The following is a 16,526-nucleotide window of genomic DNA, read 5'->3' on the forward strand; positions in this document are numbered from 1 at the left end:
TGGTTCGTGTGGTTTTGCGGTGGTGATAGTGGTGGGGAAACGCCCGGTTAACCGTTCCGATCCCGGTAGCTAAGCCCATTCGCGCTGATGGTACTGCAACTTGGTGGTTGTGGGAGAGTAAGTGACTGCCGCAATATTCTTTAAGAGTCAGGGGTCATTCCACTTTGTGGGGTGGCCCCTTTCTCGTATTCATATGTGGTGCGGGATAGCCCTTCTACAATTCATGGGTGCTGACGCTCAGCCGTTCGGGTGTGCGCTCATGCAGTGTCGAGTCCCAGGAAACGGCGAACCACCTCGGCGCCGGCGACCTCCACTGGATCCGGACCCCGGACGATGTCCGAAGCTGCCAGAATCACCTGGTGTTCGGCGTGTGCAAGCCCGTCCTGTGCGATGGTGGTCTTGACTCCGTTGGGGGAGTAGCCGAGCTTTTCTGAGACTCTGCGGCTCGCACCATTGCCCTCGAAATATCCGGAATGAAAAGCGGCGGCATCGAAATGATCGGCGAACGCCGTCACGACAGCCCTTCGCATCTGAGTTCCGTAGCCCTTGCCCTGCTCTTGCAGAGCCAACCACGAGCCTGTCGAGATTGATCGGGTGCGGACGAAGTCTTTCGCGCTTACCCCCTGTATCCCGACAGCGCGACCGTCGACCCTGGCGGTGAATTCAATCGTCCACTCATCGACTCGGAAGTTCGCCCGTGTGCTCCATTGATATTGTGCGATTGACCGTGCAATTTCCTCACGAGAACCCGAATCCCAATTGATGATAAAGGCTGGTGTGCCGTGCCTGCGCACACCTCCGTCGGCGATGACGGCCAATTCCGGATAATCGGACTCGCGCACCGGTGACAATTCCATATCGCCGCACCTGATTCTCAAGGCAAAAGGGGGCCAGGCTTCTTCTAATTCCATATGTCGAGCCTAAACTCGTAATGGTTTCGGCAACGCGAATTTCCGAAACTCGCACTATATCAAATGTGCGCCCCGACACTGCAGTGTCCATTATTCGGGCGTATCAGCTCATGTTATGCGGATCACGGTAAGTTGATCCCATGAGCTTACATCCATCACTGCAGCCAATCTTCGACACTGTGCTCCATCGCAATCCCGGAGAGTCGGAGTTTCATCAGGCGGTACAGGAAGTTCTCCATTCCCTGGGCCCTGTCGTTGACAAACACCCTGAATACCTCGAACTCTCAGCATTCGAACGCCTCTGCGAACCGGAACGGCAGATCATCTTCCGGGTGCCCTGGATCGACGATCAGGGAGTCGTGCAGATCAACCGAGCATTCCGAGTTCAGTTCAACTCTGCTCTTGGCCCCTACAAAGGCGGTCTGCGTTTCCACCCATCGGTGAACTTGGGAATCGTGAAGTTCCTCGGCTTCGAACAGATCTTCAAGAACGCCATCACTGGTCTGCCCATCGGCGGAGGCAAAGGCGGCTCGGACTTCGACCCGAAGGGGCGCAGCGACCTTGAGGTCATGCGCTTCTGCCAGTCATTCATGACTGAGCTCTCCCGCCACATCGGCGAATACCGTGACGTCCCGGCTGGCGACATCGGGGTCGGCGGCAGGGAGATCGGCTACCTGTTCGGGCAGTACAAGCGGATGAAGAACGAGTACGAAGCCGGGGTTCTCACTGGCAAGGGTCTGTCCTACGGCGGCTCCATGGTCCGCACCGAAGCAACAGGCTTCGGCGTCGTGTACTTCCTCAAAGACATGCTCGCCGCAGCTAAGAAGAACATTGACGGACGGACTGTTTCGATCTCAGGATCTGGCAACGTCGCTGTGTTCGCAGCAGAGAAGGTCGAGGCCTTCGGCGGTACCGTCATCACCATGTCCGATTCCGGCGGGTTCATCCATGACCCTGATGGTATCGATACGGAGATCGTCAAGCGCATCAAATTCGAAGAACGCGGTCGGATCTCCGAATACGTCGACGAACGCGGTGGCCGTGCCAAGTACTATGAAGGCGGCAACGTCTGGGACATCGAGGTCGACGTCGCGCTTCCCTGCGCTACGCAGAACGAACTTGATGAGGATTCGGCGAAGACTCTCGTCCGCAATGGCGTCATCGCTCTCGCAGAAGGCGCGAACATGCCCTGTACGCCAGGGGCGGTGAGGACCTTCTCCGAGGCCGGTGTGCTCTTCGCGCCCGGCAAGGCGGCCAACGCCGGCGGCGTGGCCACCAGCGCCTTGGAAATGCAGCAGAACGCCAGCCGCGACACCTGGGACTTCGACTTCACTGAAGCTCGTCTGGCCGAGATCATGGGAGACGTGCACGACAGCTGCGCCGTTGCGGCCGCGGAGTTCGGCTCACCCGGTGATTACGTCGCCGGGGCCAACATCGCCGGCTTCATCCGGGTCTCTGAAGCGATGCTCGCACAGGGAGTCGTCTGACCTAGCGACACGGCGCAGATAGGCAAGGCGCAGACAGCCTCCGGGACCAAGCAGCGCACCGCGGCCCTCCGACTCTCAGACAGCTTCGCACGAAGCCGTCACGAGCTCGGAGGGCCGCTGTCGTTGTCCCGGGTAACTCGGGTCAGCGGGGACCGATCGATCCGTAGGCCTTGCGCCACCTCAGCAGCGGTTTGTCCTTGCTGTTGTTCGCGCCGGCACCCAAGGATACGACCTCCCCGACGACGAGGCTGTGTGTTGCCACTTCGAGGACCTCCGTGGTCCGCAGCTCGAACCAGGCGATCGCATTCTTGAGCACAGGCTGACCCGAATGGGGTGCAGGAAACGTATCGATGCCTTTGAGTGAACCGTAGAGGGGCTGTCCGGACGCGCCCAGGCGTTCGGAGATGTCTCGCTGTGATGAGTTGAGCAAGGAGATGGCGTAATGCTCACTCGTCTCCAGGGTCTCCATCATGCGCGACCCGCCATAGATGCTGACTGCCATCGTCGGTGGATCATAGGACACGTCGAGGAACGAGTCGACGGTGATCGCGTGCAGGGCATTGCCGCGCTTGGCGGAGATCACAGCCACTGCGGCGGCAATATCGTCGCTGAGTTCGCGATAGCGTTCTGTGAGGGAATCCTCGTGAGTTCTGTCCATGGCACTCATTCTAGGGAACTACAATGGAGCTATGACCTATCCAGCATCAGGTGGTTCAGCAACAATCGAGCGTGAGCAGTCCGAACAACTTGTTGAACCCGGAGACCACGAACGTTTCAGCCACTACGCACCCAAAGACAAGATCATGGAATCCATGGTCACGGGCACACCGCTGATTGCCCTGTGCGGAAAGGTGTGGGTGCCTACCCGAGACCCGGAGCGGTTCCCCGTATGCCCGCGTTGCAAAGAGATCTACTCCACCATGTCTGAAGGACCCAAGGAGTAAATGGCCGCGGAACGTCTCCCAGGGACATCCGCCGCCGAACAACTGCCACCGGCCTTTCCCGAGCGTGCTGCTTGGGGAACGGCCGGAAAGTTGCGCGCCTGGCAGGCTGAAGCCCTGGAACAGTACTTTCGGGATCAGCCGAAGGATTTTCTCGCGGTTGCGACACCGGGCGCAGGCAAGACGACATTCGCTCTGCGAGTCGCTGCCGAGCTGTTGGCGCAGCGCGTCGTCAACCGAGTCACCGTCGTCGCACCCACCGAACACCTCAAGGTGCAGTGGGCTGATTCCGCCTCACGCGTCGGCATCAAACTCGACCCGCACTTCAAGAACGCCCAAGGCAAGCACGCCCCCGGCTATCACGGTGTGGCCATCACCTACGCGCAGGTGGCCGCAAAACCGGTGCTGCACCACAACCGCACTGCGGCAGGCCGCACCCTCGTCATCCTCGACGAGGTCCACCACGGAGGTGACGCACTGTCATGGGGCGATGCCGTGCGAGAGGCCTTCGGTCCCGCCGTGCGCAGACTCTCCCTGACCGGTACCCCCTTCCGGTCGGATACCTCACCGATCCCATTCGTCACCTATGCTCCCGACGAAAACGGCATCCGCACCTCGGTGGCCGACTATTCCTACGGCTATGGGCGGGCACTCAAGGACTCCGTCGTCCGACCCGTCCTTTTCCTCACCTACGCCGGCACCATGTCCTGGCGAACCAAGGCCGGCGACGAGATGTCGCACGTCCTCGGCGAAGAGACGACGAAGGACATCAACTCTCAGGCGTGGCGAACTGCTCTCGACCCCGGCGGCGACTGGATCCCAGCCGTGCTCAAGGCAGCAGACCGACGACTGACAGAGGTCAGGCGGACAGTGCACGACGCCGGAGGCCTCGTCATCGCGACCGACCAGGACAACGCTCGAGCCTACGCCAAGGTACTGCGCGAACTTACGGGCGAAGCACCCACAGTCGTCCTCTCCGACGAAGCAGGAGCTTCGGCACGGATCGAGAAGTTCCAGAACTCCACCGACCGATGGATGGTCGCCGTCCGCATGGTCTCAGAAGGCGTTGACGTGCCGCGACTGTGCGTTGGGGTCTATGCGACCTCCTCGGCGACACCGCTCTTCTTCGCTCAGGCCATCGGACGTTTCGTGCGTGCACGCAAACGCGGTGAGACGGCGTCTGTGTTTTTGCCCTCCGTCCCGATCCTCCTTGCCCTGGCCAACACGATGGAAGTTGAACGTGAACACGCCCTCGACCGGCCGAAGAATGAGGACGAGAACGATGTCGTCGTCTTCGACGACGAGGCCATGGAGCAGGCGAATCGCGAAGAGGGGGCCTCGGACCAGCTGGGCTCGTTTGAGGCACTGGGCGCCGAGGCGCTCTTCGACCGGGTGCTCTTCGACGGCGGCGAGTTCGGCACAGGCGGGGCGGTCGGCTCCGAGGATGAACTCGACTTCATCGGCATACCCGGACTTCTGGAACCCGACCAGGTCCACGAACTGCTGCGGACCCAACAGGCGCGTCAGGCGAAACGGAAGACGGATACGGCACCGCCGACACCGGAACCCGAGCTCAGCGAACTCGACCACCGGGCGATGAAAGAGGAGCGCAACCAGCTCCAGAGCCTCGTCGGTGCCTGGTCGCGCCGCACGGGAACACCACACGCAACAGTCCATGTCGAGCTGCGCAAAGCGTGCGGAGGTCCCGCAGTGGCACAGGCGACCCAGGAACAGATCCAAGCTCGGATCAAGAAGCTGCAGGGCTGGTTCGTCGGCAAGAAATGACGCCTGACCGACTCTGTGGGGAGACCACAGGTCAGACGGGCCGATCTCAGCTCAGACGAGTAGATCTGGAGTGAGACGGACCGACCTCAGCTCAGCTGGGTCCGGCCCGGTCATCTGGGATAGAAGACTGTGGGGATCGCCGGTTCGCCGTCCTGCATGCGACGGGCCGACCGTGGCAGCTCGGCCAAGGACTCATCATGTCGAGCGCAGGCCTTCGTGACTCCGTCGGCACCGATATAGGACTCGTCGATCTCACCGTCGACGACGAGGTCAACGGTCAACGATCGGCCATCGCCGAGATCGTTCGGCAGAGTCGGGATGCCGACGGCCTCTTCGACCGCGATCGCACCATCGATGAGGCGCAGAGCGTCCTTGTGTCCTCCGCGCGAGGGTTTGCCGGTGGAATTCTTCGCCACCGAGGTCCATGCCCCCGACTCGTCGGCACGAGCCACGAGCTTGTACACGAGTCCGGCGGCCGGAGCGCCCGAGCCGGTGACCACTCGAGTTCCGACGCCGTAGGAATCGACGGGGGAGGCAGCGAGAGCAGCGATCGCATATTCGTCGAGGTCGCTGGTGACCGTGATCGTCGTATCATGAGCGCCGAGGCGGTCGAGGCCGGCACGGACTTCGCTGGCCTGCTCGACGAGGTCGCCCGAGTCGATGCGCACCCCGCCCAGGTTCTCCCCGGCCAGGCGTACAGCCGTGGCCAACGCATCCTCGACGTCATAGGTGTCCAGGAGCAGCGTCGTATCGGTACCCAAGGATCTGAGCTGAGCGGCAAAGGCCTCCTGCTCCGAATCGTGGAGCAGAGTGAAGGAATGAGCAGACGTGCCGATGGTGCGCAGCCCGTACCTGAGTCCGGCGGCGAGATTCGACGTCGAAGCGAAACCGCCGATGACGGCCGCGCGCGCAGCAGCGACTGCGGCATGTTCGTTGGTGCGGCGACCACCCATCTCCGCGCAGGGCCGATCTCCTGCAGCCTGGGCCATACGCGAGGCCGCAGAGGCGACCGCACAGTCATAGTTCATCGCCGAGAGGATGAGCGTCTCGAGGATGACCCCCTCTGCGAAGGTGGATTCGATCGTCATCAGCGGCGAACCCGGGAAGTAGATCTCGCCCTCCGCGTACCCGCGGATGCTGCCGGAGAAGGAGTAGTCGGCCAACCAGTCGATGGTCTTCGAATCGACGATCTGCTCACGGCTGAGGAACGAGAGCTCCTCGTCGCCGAAGCGGAAGTCCCGCAGCATCTCGAGGATGCGGCCTGTGCCGGCAACGACTCCGTAGCGCCGACCGGCAGGCAGGCTGCGGCCGAAGACTTCGAACAGGCTTCTGCGGTGAGCGGCGCCTGATTCCAGGGCTGCCTGGACCATCGTCAATTCGTACTGATCAGTGTAGAAAGCCGTCGAACCGGACCGTGTGAGATCACTCATAGGCGCGATACTACGTCACGACAGCGTCAGTGTTCTGCCGTAAGGTGGAAACGTGAGCAATCCAACGACTCCAGTTCTGGAGCCGGATGTCGACATTCGGCCGGCGACAGAACAGGCAAAGCCATGGAAGACCGTCGTCTTCAACGACCCCGTCAACCTCATGAGCTACGTCAGTTACGTCTTCCAAGCCTACTTCGGATATTCGACGGAGAAGGCGCATTCGCTGATGCTTGAAGTCCATGAGAACGGTCGCTCCGTCGTTGCCACAGGCGGACGTGAAGCCATGGAGAGGGACACCCAAGCCATGCACGAGTACGGTTTGTGGGCCGCGTGCCAACCTGAAACAGGATCCGACTGACATATGGCAGCAATTGACGCTCGTGGGGACGATGTCGTCCTCAAACTCGAGGACAACGAACGATCCCTCATGCTCACCGTATTCACCGACCTGGCAGCACTCCTGGCAGAAGACGACAGCGAAGACGGCCGTCCGGACTCGGAGAACTGGGAGGCACGCCTGGGACTGGTCGACCGGCCACGACCACATGACCCGGCGCTGCTGCGCCTCTTCCCCGACGTCGACCCGCTCGATGAGGAACGTTCGCAGGAGTTCCGGCGGCTCACTGAGTTCGACCTCCAACAGGCGAAGGCCCATAACGTGCGCATCGTCCTCAACGGTCTGGCCAAGGGCCCGTCGATTGCATTGAGCCACGATGAGGTTCTGGCCTGGATGAAGGGCCTCAACGACCTGCGTCTGGTCCTGGCCGTTCGCATGGGCATCGACACGGAGGAAGCTCAAGAGGAGAAGTATGCTCACCGAGACGACCTTGACGAGTCCGAAGATCTGACACTGACCCTGTACGACTTCGTGACCTGGATTCAGGACCGACTCACCACCACCTTGCTCAGCGACCTGCCGGGGGACGACGACGAATGAAACTCACTGCCATCGGCACAGCCGGCTCCTTCCCCGGGCCCAACTCGGCAGCCAGCTGCTACCTCATCGAAACCGACGAGGAAACTCCGACGCGCATCGTGCTCGACCTCGGTTCCGGGGCACTGAGCCTCTTGCAGCGCGTCGTCGACACGGATGGGCTGACCGCCGTCGTGCTCAGCCACCTGCACCCCGACCACTGCATGGACATGACCGGGCTGTACGTCAAGCACTGCTACGACCCGAAGTTCTTCAACGGCAATATCTCCGACACCGGATCGATCCGCACGAGGACGAACGTCCTCGCCCCGGCCGGCGCACAAGAACGACTGACCCGGGCCTACTACACGGACCCCGGGAAGTCCCCAGTCGCCGCCAGCGCACATGACACCGACCTCAGCCATGCCTTCGACTTCGCCGACCTCGACCACGGGACCAGCCATCAGGTGGGAAGCCTGCGAATCGAATCGTTCCTCGTCGACCACCCGGTTGAGGCCTACGCCCTGCGAATCACAGACGCCAAGGGCTCGGTGATCACCTATTCCGGAGACAGCGACGAATGCGACAACCTCGTCGACGCGGCCCGTGGAGCAGACCTGTTCCTCTGCGAAGCTGCCTTCCAGGAAGACCGCGACAGCGCTCGCGGCATCCACCTCACCGGCAAACGTGCAGGACGAGTCGCTCAGGCCGCAGATGCCAAATCCCTCGTCCTGACTCACATTCCCTCCTGGACGGACTGCTCCATCGTCCGTGGCGAAGCCGCCCGCGAATACCGTGGGCCCATCGAACTGGCCAAACCGGGCAACAGTTGGACCGTGTGACACATCGCGGCGATCGACGCCGACGGGCCCGTTGAACGACCAGCCTGTATTCCCACAGACCAGATCAGCAAAGACCAGCACCGACTACCGAAAGAGGCACACAGTGCGCGCAGACGGACGAACCGCCGATGAACTCCGCGAAGTGACCATCACCCGCAATTGGATCAACACCGCCGAAGGATCCGCCCTGGTGGAATTCGGCAACACCCGCGTTCTGGTTGCGGCTTCGTTGACCGCGGGCGTGCCGCGTTGGCTCAAGGGGCAGGGCCGAGGCTGGGTCACCGCCGAATACGCGATGCTGCCGCGCGCTACGGATTCGCGCAACACCCGTGAGTCAGTCAAGGGCAAACTGGGCGGACGCACACATGAGATCTCGCGCCTCATCGGCCGCAGCCTGCGTGCTGTCATCGACTTAGAGAAGCTCGGCGAGAACACCCTCGTCCTCGACTGCGACGTCCTCCAGGCCGACGGCGGCACTCGAACCGCATCGATCACGGGCGCCTACGTGGCACTGGCCGACGCGATCGACAAGGGCCGTTCAACGGGAATCATCCCCGCCGCGAACAACCCGATCAAGGATTCGATCGCCGCGATCAGCGTCGGCATCATCGACGGTGAGCCCGTCCTCGACCTGCCCTACGTCGAAGATTCGCGTGCCGATACCGATATGAACGTCGTCATGACCGGCAGCGGATCGTTCGTCGAGGTCCAGGGCACCGCCGAAGGCGCTCCCTTCGACCGTGAGGAACTGGGTCGCCTGCTCGATCTCGCAGCCAAGGGCTGCACCGACCTCACCCGCATCCAGACCGAGGTTCTGGGCAGATGACCACCTTCGTGCTGGCCACCCACAACGATGGGAAGAGACGCGAACTCCTCGCGATCCTCCTCCCCGCAATAGGGGAGGACACCCACGTTATGACCGCCGCCGAGGCGGGTCTCGGCGACATCCCGGAAACCGGAGTCACCTTCGCAGAGAACGCCCTAATCAAGGCCCGGGCCGCAGCGCAAGCCACCGGCCACACCTCCATCGCCGATGATTCAGGGATCGCCGTGGACGTTCTGGGCGGGGCACCGGGAATCTTCTCCGCCAGATGGGCGGGCCGACACGGGGATGATCGGGCCAACCTCGAGCTTCTGCTCGCCCAGCTGTCGGACATCTCCAGCGAACATCGCGGGGCGCAGTTCCGCTGCGCTGCCGCAGCAGTCACCCCGGACGGTCGCGAATTCTCAGCCGAGGGAGTCATGCCAGGACGTCTGGCCACGAGCCCATCGGGGGAGCACGGGTTCGGCTATGATCCGATCTTCGTTCCCGACGGGGGCGACATCAGTGCGGCGCAGATGACACCCGAGGAGAAAAACTCCCGGTCACACCGGAGGGTCGCTTTCGACAAGCTCGCAGCAGTCCTCGCCGCACAGGCAGGGCTCTGAGGCAGGCTCGTCGAGTTCCGGACAGGTACCGGAGTCTGCTCGTTCGCTTTTCCACGATATGAACTCCGGCGCTTCAGCTGGTGAGAACTTCCGCTAAACTGGCGAGGCCGGTGCACATCTGTGCAACGTCCGGCCAGAGAAGACGTATGAGCCAGTGTGGGTTCGTGAATTTGGGAGAGCGATGAAGACTCCGCGTGTCAGTTCGTGGATGGCAGCCGTGGTTGCCTCGAGCCTGTTCCTGGCAGGCTGTTCGGCAGGAGCTTCGGACTCCGGCGAGCAGGCGAAGAAGGACTCGATGACCATCGCCTTCACCGCTGAACCCGTCAACCTCGATTTCACCTCCACCTCGGGGATCGCCATCCCTGAGGCACTGATGGAGAATGTCTACGAATCACTCGTCCGCGTCGACGGTGAGGGAGAGATCCAACCGGGCCTGGCCGAGGACTGGGACGTGTCCGAGGACCGCAAGACCTACACCTTCCATCTGCAGAAAGGTGTGAAGTTCTCCAACGGAGCCGACCTCACAAGCGAGGACGTGAAGTTCTCCTATGAACGAGTGCAGAACGATTGGAAGAACGCACTGAAGTCCAAGATGGACGTCGTCGACTCGATCGCGACCCCGGATGACCTCACCGTCAAGATCTCACTCAAGAAGCCCTCGAACACGTGGCTGTTCAATATGACCAGCCTCGTCGGAGCCGTCTTCGACGCCGAAGGCACCGACGACCTGGCCAACGAAGCCATCGGCACAGGACCCTTCGCCATCGAGAAGTTCAGCCGCGGTCAGTCGATCGACTTCGCGGCGCGCGACGACTACTGGGGCGAGAAGCCGGCAGTCAGCAAGGTCCAGTTCAAATACTTCAAGGATGCCGTTTCGGCCTCGAACGCCTTGAAGTCGGGAGAGATCGACGTCGTCTCCAATCTCCAGGCGCCCGAACTGGCCGGCGAATTCCAGAGCAGTGACTACCAGATCATCTCCGGCACCACGAACGGTGAAGTCGTGCTCTCAATGAACAACGCGAAGGGCATCTTCAAAGACAAGAAGGCGCGCGAGGCGGTCATGCATGCCATCGACCGCAAGGCAGTCCTCGACACCGCATGGGCCGGCTACGGAGAGCTCATCGGCTCAATGGTCCCGCCGACAGACCCGTACTACGAGGATCTGACAAAGGTCTGGGACTACGACCCGGCGAAGGCCAAAGACCTCGTCAGGGAAGCCGGCATCGAGGGGGAGACATTCGCCTTCACCGTGCCGAACCTGCCGTACGCGAAGGCGATCTCCGAGATCGTGTCCGCACAGCTTGCCGAGGTCGGACTCAAGGCCGACATCGAGACGCAGGAATTCCCCGCGGTCTGGCTGGACAAGACCTTCACCGAGCACAAGTTCGACATGTCGGTGATCAACCATGCCGAACCCCGTGACATCCTCACCGTCTTCTCCAACGACTACTACATCGGCTACGACGACTCGAAGACCAAGAAGATCGCGGAGAAGGCCGACACCGGCACAGAAGAGGAATATGTCTCAGGGATGAAGGAGATTGCGAAGACGATCACCGAAGACGCTGCCTCGGACTTCCTGTTCCTGTTCCCAAACCTCGTCATCGCCAAATCCGACGTCGCCGGAATCCCCGCAAACAGGGTCTCCGACTCATTCCGGATCGCGGATCTGAGCTGGAACTGAAGTACCCTCACCCATGATCACCTATGTGGCCAACCGTGCGATCCAGTTCGTTCTGGCGCTGATCGTCGCCTCGGTGGTGGTCTTCGCACTCATGAGCATCCTGCCCGGCAACGCCGCGCAGGTCGCCCTGGGAACGAACGCCACACCTGATGCGGTGGCGGCTCTCGAAGCTCAGTACGGACTCGATCAGCCGCCTCTCATCCGCTACTTCAATTGGGTCGTGGGCATGCTCAGCGGCGACTTCGGAACCTCATATGTGACCGAGGCCGCGATCACCCCGGTCATCGTCGGCAGCGTCCAGGTCACCGCGATCCTCGTCATCGCTGCGATCGTTCTCGCGATCGTCATCGCCGTTCCCTTGGGCACCTTCGCAGCCCTTGAACAGCGCAACTGGATCGGAGTCACGATCTCCGCGCTGAGCCAGATCGGCATCGCCGTGCCGAACTTCCTGGCCGCCATCATCCTCGTCATCATCTTCTCCCTGACGCTCGGCTGGTTCCCCTCCCAGGGGTGGATGGCCCCGGTCGAGGGATTGGGCGGGTTCCTCATCCGCCTGGTGCTGCCCGTCGTGTCTCTGGCACTCGTCCAGGCCGCGATCCTCACCCGGTATGTGAGATCGGCGGTCCTCGACGTCATGCGCGAGGACTACATCCGCACCGCCCGGGCCAAGGGCCTGACCCGCGCCAAGGCCCTGTTTATCCATGGTCTGCGCAATGCCGCCATCCCTGTCATCACCGTGGCCGGGGTTCAGCTCGCGACGCTCCTCGTCGGTGCCGTCATCATCGAACAGATCTTCGTCATCCCCGGCATCGGTTCCGAACTCGTCCGAGCCGTGGCCAACCGCGACCTCGTCACAGTCCAGGGAATCGTCATGGTCCTCGTCTTCCTCGTGCTCATCATCAACCTCATCGTCGACGTGCTGTATCCGATCGTCGACCCTCGGATCAGGAACGCGTCATGAGCGGGAACCCGAGCACCACCTCGGCGGGGGATGCCTCTGTGGATCGGGGCAGAGGCGCGACGCTTCGGCTCAACGCCTCGATGATCATCGGTGCCATTCTCATCCTCCTCATCGTCGTGCTCGCACTCGTGTCCTTCGTGTGGACACCCTACGGTCCCAGCGCAGTCGATCCGGCCGCACGGCTGCAGGCATCGAGCCCCGAGCACCCCTTCGGCACCGACAAATTCGGCCGCGACACGCTGACCTGGATCATGTACGGTGCCCGAATCACCCTCATGGTCGGAATCGTGGCCGTCGGCATCGCCGTGCTCATCGGCACACCCATCGGCATCATCGCCGCGGTCTTCGCGCAGTACCCGTGGGGCGCGTGGCTGAGTGCGGTCATCATGCGCGCCAACGACATCCTGCTCGCCTTCCCTGCACTGCTGCTGGCGATCGTCTTCGCCGCCGTCTACCAACCGGGCACGGGGCCGGCAATGGTGGCCGTGGGAATCGCTGCGATCCCCGGGTTCGCCCGCGTCGCCCGCTCCGGCACGATGCAGGTGCTCGGCTCCGAATACGTGCGCGCGGCCAAGGCCTCGAACCGGAGCGCCCCTGCGATCGCCATCGTCCACGTCCTGCCCAATATCGCGGGCATGGTCATCGTGCAGGCCTCTGTGGCATTCGCGATCTCCGTCCTCGCCGAGGCGGGCCTGTCCTTCCTGGGACTGGGCACGCAAGCTCCAGTGCCGTCCTGGGGGCGGATGCTGCAGGAGTCCCAGCAGTTCCTGTCCACCCAGCCGCTGCTTGCGCTGTGGCCCGGACTGTTCATCGCCCTTGCCGTGCTCGGGTTCAACCTCCTCGGCGATGGACTCCGCGACCGATTCGACCCGAAGATGGAGGCTCGCGGCAATGGCTGAGAATCTGCTCGAGGTCCGCAACCTCACCATCACCCCAGCAGGCGCCGAGGCACCTGTTCTCCATGACGTGTCTCTGAGCCTGGCCCTCGGTGAGAGGGTCGGACTCATCGGCGAATCAGGATCGGGAAAGTCACTGACGGCACAGTCCGTGATGGGACTGCTGCCCGAAGAGCTGCGGGCGCAGGGCACCGTGTCGCTCCAGGGCTTTGCCGGAAACATCCTTGACGCGAAGGAGAGGACCCTCGCCAAGATGCGTTCGGACCTCGTGTCCATGGTGTTCCAGGAGCCGATGAGCGCACTCAACCCGCTGATGCGCATCGGCGACCAGATCGCCGAGGTGCTTCGCATCCATGGTGAAGTGGCCCGCGGTGACATTCCCGGACGAGTCCTCGACCTGCTGACAAGCGTGCACATGCCCGATCCGAACAGTGCCCGTTACGCCTACCCGCACCAGATGTCGGGCGGTCAGCGACAGCGTGTGATGTTGGCCATCGCCCTGGCGAACTCGCCGCGGCTGCTCATCTGTGACGAGCCGACCACAGCACTCGACGTCACGGTGCAGAAGCACATGCTCGACCTCATCTCCGAACGCGTCGCCGCCGTGCAGGCAGGACTGCTCTTCATCACCCACGACCTGGCCGTCGTCGCCGGAGTCTGTGACAGGGTCATCGTCATGTACGCCGGTCGCATCGTCGAGACCGGCAGCGTGGCGCAGATCTTCACCGACCCACAGCACGAATACACTCGCGGACTGCTGGCCTCCTCCGACCTCGACGCCACCGACGCGCACGGGAAGCTCTTCACTCTCAAGACCGCACTGTCATACGCGGGACCGATTGACGAGGCCGGACCGATTGACGAGGCTGCGCCGGACGACGAGGGCGAGCAGTCCTCCGCTGCTGATCGGCCGGCCGATGTGCGAGAGCCGGCACCCGCCTCGGCGGGGGAAGCATCCACAGGCGACGGATCCGCACCGCTCATCGACGTCAGCGGAGTCTCGAAGCACTTCCGCTCGCGAGGCCTGCTGCTGCGACGACGCTCCCCGGTTCGCGCACTCGATGACATCAGCTTCAGCGTCGCTTCCGGGCAGCGCCTGGGAATCGTAGGGGAGTCGGGGTCGGGCAAATCGACCTTGCTCAACCTCCTCTCCGGATTGGATCGTCCGACCTCAGGACATGTGCGGGTCGGCGATATCCGTGTGGAGTCGGCGAGCTCATCGGCGCTGAGGTCGCTGCGCGAGGATCTGCAGATCGTCTTCCAGGACCCCTTCGCCTCCCTCGACCCCCGCATGCGGGTCGAGGACATCGTCTCCGAGCCCCTCATCGCCCGCGGTATCGCTCGAGTTGAGCGACTCGCCAGGGTCGAGGAGATGCTGCTGGCCGTGGATCTGGACACGAAGGCGATGCGCCGCTATCCGCACCAATTCTCCGGCGGACAGCGACAGAGGATCTCGATCGCCCGGGCGCTGGTGACCCGGCCGCAGATCCTGGTCGCCGATGAACCCGTCTCCGCCCTCGACGTCTCCGTGCGCTCCCAGGTCCTCAACCTGCTCACCGACCTCGTCGATGACTACGCGCTGACCCTGCTCTTCGTCTCCCACGACCTCGGCGTCGTCAGACACCTGTGCTCCGACGTCATCGTCATGAAGGACGGGCACATCGTCGAATCAGGGTCGACAGAGGACATCTACGCCCACCCGCGTGAGGAATACACCCGCAGCCTCATCGCGGCCACCCCCAGCCTGGCCGCAGCGCTCGCCTCAGCCACCTGAGCCGGCCCCTGCGCCACTGACCTCAAGATGCCACAGAAGAAAGGACGGCAGATGAGCCACACCACGCTTGCCGACCACACAGCAGAAGCCATGACCAGCGGTTACACCTCGGGAGACTTCGATCCACTCGAGGTCCTCTCCGCCGTCGTGGACCGGATGGACGAATGCGAACCCGTCATCAACGCCCTCCACCACCGCGACGATGAGCGCTCCCGAGCTGCGGCAGAAGCCAGCACCACCCGTTGGCGCGAGGGCCGATCTCTGGGCCCCCTCGATGGGGTCCCGGTCACGATCAAGGAGAACGTCGCACGCAGGGGAGTGCCGCTGCCCAGCGGGCATGCCTGGGTCGAGGTGCCGGTGTCGACTCACGACGCCCCCATCACGCAGCGCCTCGAAGAGGCCGGCGCGGTCATCGTCGGATCGACGACGATGCCCGACTGGGGCATGCTCTCCTCCGGCGTCTCCTCGCTGCACGGCATCACCCGCTCGCCCCTTGACCCGAGCCTGACCACCGGCGGATCGAGCGCAGGCGCAGGTGCCTCTGCCGCTGCCGGCTACGGTCCCATCCACATCGGCTCCGACATCGGCGGCTCGATCCGCCTGCCCTGCACCTGGCTGGGACTGGCTGGCCTCAAACCCAGCTTCGGTCGGGTCCCGCTCGACGCCCCGTACATGGGTCGATGCGCCGGGCCGCTGGCCAGGACGATGGCCGATGTCAAGGCCGCGATGGATATCATCTCCGCCCCCGACGACCGTGACTACTCCAGCCTGCCAGTCTCCGCCGACGAGGCTTCCGACCGTCCCGACTTCGACCCGAAGGGGCTGAAGATCGGACTCCAACTCGATGCCGGATGCGGAGAACCCGTCAACCCGGAGATCGCGGCCACCATCGCCGAGGCTGCTGACCGCTTCGCACGAGCCGGAGCCCTCGTCGACACCGTCACCCCGTTCATCGATGATGAGCTGCTCAGAGACATGGACCTGTTCTGGCGTGTGCGCTCTTGGAGTGACCTCCGCGCCCTGCCGGTGGAGGAACAGGCCCTCATCCTGCCCTACATCCAGCGATGGGCCCAGGGCGGGGCCGACGTCACGGGACTGCGCCTCATGGAGTGCTACCACAGCGTGCAGGAGATCAGACGTCGCAGCGTGGCAGCCACAGCAGCCTACGACCTTGTCATCTCGCCAGTCTCACCCGATGCAGCGTTTCCGGCCGAACAGCCCATGCCCTACCCGAAGGTCGACGAACCGATGGGACACATCGGCTTCACCATGCCCTACAACATGTCGGAACAGCCGGCAGGCACCGTCCTGGCCGGCTACACGAAGGACGGGCGCACCATCGGCGCTCAGATCTCGGGACGTCGCTTCGCCGATGCGCTCGTGATGGCAGCCGGCTCCTGGTTCGAACGGGCAGCAGGAGTGCCGGCGCCTGTCCGGGCTTCGATGAGCTGACGACGACACAAAGGAGGGCCTG

The 16,526-nt window shown here is 63.0% G+C and carries 16 protein-coding genes and 1 rRNA gene; 14 read left to right on the top strand and 3 right to left on the bottom strand.

Features of this window, described 5'->3' with window-relative positions; translation table 11 throughout:
* The first annotated feature begins 15 nt into the window (after window positions 1-15).
* A 5S ribosomal RNA gene (rrf, locus tag HX613_RS04230) occupies window positions 16-134 on the top strand.
* A gap of 123 nt (window positions 135-257) precedes the next feature.
* On the opposite strand, the gene HX613_RS04235 is transcribed toward rrf, so the two are convergent.
* Window positions 258-857: a GNAT family N-acetyltransferase gene (locus HX613_RS04235; RefSeq protein WP_235344205.1), complete on the bottom strand. Its 600-nt coding sequence runs from the start codon at window positions 855-857 to the stop codon at window positions 258-260.
* A gap of 194 nt (window positions 858-1,051) precedes the next feature.
* Between HX613_RS04235 and gdhA the strand changes: the two genes are divergently transcribed.
* Entirely contained in the window at window positions 1,052-2,398 is a 1,347-nt protein-coding gene (gene gdhA / locus HX613_RS04240; RefSeq protein WP_235344206.1) for an NADP-specific glutamate dehydrogenase, read from the top strand.
* A 142-nt stretch (window positions 2,399-2,540) separates the two neighbouring features.
* Here gdhA and HX613_RS04245 read toward each other — a convergent pair whose 3' ends face one another.
* Window positions 2,541-3,056 carry a flavin reductase family protein gene (locus HX613_RS04245; protein WP_235344207.1) on the bottom strand — a complete coding sequence of 172 codons (516 nt, stop codon included), beginning with the start codon at window positions 3,054-3,056 and terminating at the stop codon, window positions 2,541-2,543.
* A 31-nt stretch (window positions 3,057-3,087) separates the two neighbouring features.
* Here HX613_RS04245 and HX613_RS04250 point away from each other — a divergent pair, with 31 nt between their 5' ends.
* Entirely contained in the window at window positions 3,088-3,342 is a 255-nt protein-coding gene (locus HX613_RS04250) for a DUF3039 domain-containing protein (protein WP_096160529.1), read from the top strand.
* Window positions 3,343-5,124, top strand: a complete 1,782-nt coding sequence (locus HX613_RS04255; RefSeq protein WP_235344208.1) for a DEAD/DEAH box helicase — start codon at window positions 3,343-3,345, stop codon at window positions 5,122-5,124. It begins immediately after the preceding gene.
* A 110-nt stretch (window positions 5,125-5,234) separates the two neighbouring features.
* On the opposite strand, the gene HX613_RS04260 is transcribed toward HX613_RS04255, so the two are convergent.
* Window positions 5,235-6,554 (bottom strand): nicotinate phosphoribosyltransferase, encoded by a 1,320-nt coding sequence (locus HX613_RS04260; RefSeq protein WP_235344209.1) that lies wholly within the window; start codon window positions 6,552-6,554, stop codon window positions 5,235-5,237.
* Between the two features lie 52 nt (window positions 6,555-6,606).
* Between HX613_RS04260 and clpS the strand changes: the two genes are divergently transcribed.
* The 10 genes from clpS (at window position 6,607) to HX613_RS04310 (ending at window position 16,504) form a co-directional block, all read left to right on the top strand.
* Window positions 6,607-6,912, top strand: coding sequence for an ATP-dependent Clp protease adapter ClpS (gene clpS / locus HX613_RS04265; protein WP_143921017.1), 306 nt, complete (start codon window positions 6,607-6,609; stop codon window positions 6,910-6,912).
* 3 nt (window positions 6,913-6,915) lie between these two features.
* A complete protein-coding gene (locus HX613_RS04270; RefSeq protein ID WP_235344210.1) occupies window positions 6,916-7,491 on the top strand; it encodes a DUF2017 family protein in 576 nt (191 codons plus the stop codon).
* Window positions 7,488-8,309 (top strand): MBL fold metallo-hydrolase, encoded by an 822-nt coding sequence (locus HX613_RS04275; RefSeq protein ID WP_235344211.1) that lies wholly within the window; start codon window positions 7,488-7,490, stop codon window positions 8,307-8,309. The genes HX613_RS04270 and HX613_RS04275 overlap by 4 nt, the downstream gene beginning before the upstream one ends.
* 103 nt (window positions 8,310-8,412) lie before the next feature.
* Window positions 8,413-9,135: a ribonuclease PH gene (gene rph / locus HX613_RS04280; RefSeq protein WP_235344212.1), complete on the top strand. Its 723-nt coding sequence runs from the start codon at window positions 8,413-8,415 to the stop codon at window positions 9,133-9,135.
* Complete coding sequence (rdgB, locus tag HX613_RS04285; RefSeq protein ID WP_235344213.1) at window positions 9,132-9,737, top strand: RdgB/HAM1 family non-canonical purine NTP pyrophosphatase; 606 nt, start codon at window positions 9,132-9,134, stop codon at window positions 9,735-9,737. The genes rph and rdgB overlap by 4 nt, the downstream gene beginning before the upstream one ends.
* Before the next feature lie 181 nt (window positions 9,738-9,918).
* A complete protein-coding gene (locus HX613_RS04290) occupies window positions 9,919-11,421 on the top strand; it encodes an ABC transporter substrate-binding protein (RefSeq protein WP_235344214.1) in 1,503 nt (500 codons plus the stop codon).
* 13 nt (window positions 11,422-11,434) lie between these two features.
* Window positions 11,435-12,382, top strand: coding sequence for an ABC transporter permease (locus HX613_RS04295; RefSeq protein ID WP_235344215.1), 948 nt, complete (start codon window positions 11,435-11,437; stop codon window positions 12,380-12,382).
* Window positions 12,379-13,281, top strand: coding sequence for an ABC transporter permease (locus HX613_RS04300; RefSeq protein ID WP_235344216.1), 903 nt, complete (start codon window positions 12,379-12,381; stop codon window positions 13,279-13,281). Before HX613_RS04295 ends, HX613_RS04300 begins: the two co-directional genes overlap by 4 nt.
* Window positions 13,274-15,052: a dipeptide ABC transporter ATP-binding protein gene (locus HX613_RS04305; RefSeq protein ID WP_235344217.1), complete on the top strand. Its 1,779-nt coding sequence runs from the start codon at window positions 13,274-13,276 to the stop codon at window positions 15,050-15,052. The genes HX613_RS04300 and HX613_RS04305 overlap by 8 nt, the downstream gene beginning before the upstream one ends.
* Before the next feature lie 51 nt (window positions 15,053-15,103).
* Window positions 15,104-16,504, top strand: a complete 1,401-nt coding sequence (locus HX613_RS04310; RefSeq protein ID WP_235344218.1) for an amidase — start codon at window positions 15,104-15,106, stop codon at window positions 16,502-16,504.
* Window positions 16,505-16,526 lie beyond the last annotated feature (22 nt).

The sequence above is a fragment of the Brevibacterium sp. UCMA 11754 genome (assembly GCF_021532275.1).
Taxonomy (GTDB): domain Bacteria; phylum Actinomycetota; class Actinomycetes; order Actinomycetales; family Brevibacteriaceae; genus Brevibacterium.

Bases quoted from the DNA above. Each gene is read 5' to 3' on its own strand.
- HX613_RS04235 (WP_235344205.1), bottom strand. From the start codon at position 857: ATGGAATTGTCACCGGTGCGCGAGTCCGATTATCCGGAATTGGCCGTC.
- gdhA (WP_235344206.1), top strand. From the start codon at position 1,052: ATGAGCTTACATCCATCACTGCAGCCAATCTTCGACACTGTGCTCCAT.
- HX613_RS04245 (WP_235344207.1), bottom strand. From the start codon at position 3,056: ATGGACAGAACTCACGAGGATTCCCTCACAGAACGCTATCGCGAACTC.
- HX613_RS04250 (WP_096160529.1), top strand. From the start codon at position 3,088: ATGACCTATCCAGCATCAGGTGGTTCAGCAACAATCGAGCGTGAGCAG.
- HX613_RS04255 (WP_235344208.1), top strand. From the start codon at position 3,343: ATGGCCGCGGAACGTCTCCCAGGGACATCCGCCGCCGAACAACTGCCA.
- HX613_RS04260 (WP_235344209.1), bottom strand. From the start codon at position 6,554: ATGAGTGATCTCACACGGTCCGGTTCGACGGCTTTCTACACTGATCAG.
- HX613_RS04270 (WP_235344210.1), top strand. From the start codon at position 6,916: ATGGCAGCAATTGACGCTCGTGGGGACGATGTCGTCCTCAAACTCGAG.
- HX613_RS04275 (WP_235344211.1), top strand. From the start codon at position 7,488: ATGAAACTCACTGCCATCGGCACAGCCGGCTCCTTCCCCGGGCCCAAC.
- rdgB (WP_235344213.1), top strand. From the start codon at position 9,132: ATGACCACCTTCGTGCTGGCCACCCACAACGATGGGAAGAGACGCGAA.
- HX613_RS04290 (WP_235344214.1), top strand. From the start codon at position 9,919: ATGAAGACTCCGCGTGTCAGTTCGTGGATGGCAGCCGTGGTTGCCTCG.
- HX613_RS04295 (WP_235344215.1), top strand. From the start codon at position 11,435: ATGATCACCTATGTGGCCAACCGTGCGATCCAGTTCGTTCTGGCGCTG.
- HX613_RS04300 (WP_235344216.1), top strand. From the start codon at position 12,379: ATGAGCGGGAACCCGAGCACCACCTCGGCGGGGGATGCCTCTGTGGAT.
- HX613_RS04305 (WP_235344217.1), top strand. From the start codon at position 13,274: ATGGCTGAGAATCTGCTCGAGGTCCGCAACCTCACCATCACCCCAGCA.
- HX613_RS04310 (WP_235344218.1), top strand. From the start codon at position 15,104: ATGAGCCACACCACGCTTGCCGACCACACAGCAGAAGCCATGACCAGC.